General features: G+C 50.5%; 1 rRNA gene. It reads right to left on the bottom strand.

Annotated features, from left to right (window positions below):
- Positions 1–14: 14 nt before the first annotated feature.
- Positions 15–2,932: ribosomal RNA gene (locus tag FD01_RS04415) — 23S ribosomal RNA — on the bottom strand.
- Between the last annotated feature and the right edge of the window lie 117 nt (positions 2,933–3,049).

The following is a 3,049-nucleotide window of genomic DNA, read 5'->3' as shown; positions in this document are numbered from 1 at the left end:
TGTCTCAAGGATTTTTGGTTAAGTCCTCGACCGATTAGTACTGGTCCGCTCCAAACATCGCTGCTCTTCCACTTCCAGCCTATCTACCTGATCATCTCTCAGGGGTCTTACTTCCATAAAGGAATGGGAAATCTCATCTCGAGGGGGGCTTCACACTTAGATGCTTTCAGCGTTTATCCCTTCCGTTCATAGCTACCCAGCGATGCGCCTGGCGGCACAACTGGTACACCAGCGGAACGTCCATCCCGGTCCTCTCGTACTAAGGACAGCTCCTCTCAAATTTCCTGCGCCCGCGACGGATAGGGACCGAACTGTCTCACGACGTTCTGAACCCAGCTCGCGTACCGCTTTAATGGGCGAACAGCCCAACCCTTGGGACCGACTACAGCCCCAGGATGCGATGAGCCGACATCGAGGTGCCAAACCTCCCCGTCGATGTGGACTCTTGGGGGAGATAAGCCTGTTATCCCCAGGGTAGCTTTTATCCGTTGAGCGATGGCCCTTCCATACGGAACCACCGGATCACTAAGCCCGACTTTCGTCCCTGCTCGACTTGTCAGTCTCGCAGTCAAGCTCCCTTATACCTTTACACTCTGCGAATGATTTCCAACCATTCTGAGGGAACCTTTGGGCGCCTCCGTTACATTTTAGGAGGCGACCGCCCCAGTCAAACTGCCCACCTGACACTGTCTCCCGCCACGCTTAGTGGCGCGGGTTAGAGTGTTCATACAGCAAGGGTAGTATCCCACCAATGCCTCCACCGAAACTAGCGTTCCGGCTTCTACGGCTCCTACCTATCCTGTACAAGCGGTACAAACACTCAATATCAAGCTACAGTAAAGCTCCATGGGGTCTTTCCGTCCTGTCGCGGGTAACCCGCATCTTCACGGGTATTAAAATTTCACCGAGTCTCTCGTTGAGACAGTGCCCAAATCATTACGCCTTTCGTGCGGGTCGGAACTTACCCGACAAGGAATTTCGCTACCTTAGGACCGTTATAGTTACGGCCGCCGTTTACTGGGGCTTCAATTCTGGGCTTCGCTTACGCTAACTCATCCTCTTAACCTTCCAGCACCGGGCAGGCGTCAGCCCCTATACGTCATCTTACGATTTAGCAGAGACCTGTGTTTTTGATAAACAGTTGTTTGGGCCTATTCACTGCGGCTGACCTTGCGGTCAGCACCCCTTCTTCCGAAGTTACGGGGTCATTTTGCCGAGTTCCTTAACGAGAGTTCGCTCGCTCACCTGAGGCTACTCGCCTCGACTACCTGTGTCGGTTTGCGGTACGGGTAGTTTATTTCTCACTAGACGCTTTTCTTGGCAGCGTGACATCAGGAACTTCGCTACTTAAATTTCGCTCCCCATCACAACTTGTCCTTAAAGTCGCAAGCATTTCACTCACGTCAAGACTTGTTGCTTGGACATCCATTTCCAACCGGATGCTTTCCTTAGCCTTCTGCGTCCCGCCATCGTTCAAACAAAATAAACTAGTACAGGAATTTCAACCTGTTTGTCATCGACTACGCCTCTCGGCCTCGCCTTAGATCCCGACTAACCCTGGGAGGACGAGCCTTCCCCAGGAAACCTTAGTCATACGGTGGACAGGATTCTCACCTGTCTTTCGCTACTCATGCCGGCATTCTCACTTCTAAGTACTCCAGTAGTCCTCACGATCTACCTTCAACGCGCTTAGAACGCTCTCCTACCACACATCCTTACGGATGCATCCACAGTTTCGGTATTATGCTTAGCCCCGGTATATTTTCGGCGCAGGGTCACTCGACTAGTGAGCTATTACGCACTCTTTAAATGGTGGCTGCTTCTGAGCCAACATCCTAGTTGTCTGTGCAACGCCACATCCTTTTCCACTTAGCATAAATTTAGGGACCTTAACTGGTGATCTGGGCTGTTCCCCTTTCGACAATGGACCTTATCGCTCACTGTCTGACTCCCAGAGTAAGATAATTGGTATTCGGAGTTTATCTGAATTCAGTAACCCTTGACGGGCCCCTAGTTCAAACAGTGCTCTACCTCCAATATCCATCCTCTGAGGCTAGCCCTAAAGCTATTTCGGAGAGAACCAGCTATCTCCAAGTTCGTTTGGAATTTCACCGCTACCCACAACTCATCCCAGCATTTTTCAACATACACGGGTTCGGTCCTCCAGTGTGTTTTACCACACCTTCAACCTGGTCATGGGTAGGTCACTTGGTTTCGGGTCTACACCAACATACTCACTCGCCCTATTCAGACTCGCTTTCGCTACGGCTCCGGCTTTTCACCTTAACCTCGCATGTTAGCGTAACTCGCCGGTTCATTCTACAAAAGGCACGCCGTCACCCATTAACGGGCTTCGACTTATTGTAGGCACACGGTTTCAGGAACTATTTCACTCCCCTCCCGGGGTGCTTTTCACCTTTCCCTCACGGTACTGGTTCACTATCGGTCACTAGGGAGTATTTAGCCTTGGGTGATGGTCCACCCGGATTCCGACGGAATTTCACGTGCTCCGCCGTACTCAGGATCCAGAACGGAGGCTAACAGATTTCGACTACAGGGCTTTCACCTTCTGTGGCGCAACTTTCCAGTTGACTTCGTCTACCCGTTAACTTGGTAACTCCAATGTTCTGTCCTACAACCCCAACCGGCAAGCCGGTTGGTTTGGGCTGTTCCCACTTCGCTCGCCGCTACTATGGGAATCGCAATTGCTTTCTCTTCCTGCAGGTACTTAGATGTTTCAGTTCCCTGCGTCTGCCTCTAATGTGCTATGTATTCACACAAAAGTAATCATCTGATGATGACTGGGTTCCCCCATTCGGAAATCTCCGGATCAAAGCTTACGTACAGCTCCCCGAAGCATATCGTTGTTAGTCACGTCCTTCATCGGCTCCTAGTGCCAAGGCATCCACCGTGCGCCCTTTGTAACTTAACCTTGATCTATAAATAGATCGGTTAGCGATTCGAATTTCTTTAGAAACTCTATACAAATACGCTGTGTTCTCGGCATTTCTATATTACAATGATATCCAGTTTTCAAAGAACAAACATT

The sequence above is a fragment of the Lacticaseibacillus manihotivorans DSM 13343 = JCM 12514 genome (assembly GCF_001435035.1).
Classification (GTDB): Bacteria; Bacillota; Bacilli; order Lactobacillales; family Lactobacillaceae; genus Lacticaseibacillus; species Lacticaseibacillus manihotivorans.
Note: the sequence above shows the minus strand (reverse complement) of the source record. Positions and strands in the feature narration are given on the sequence as shown.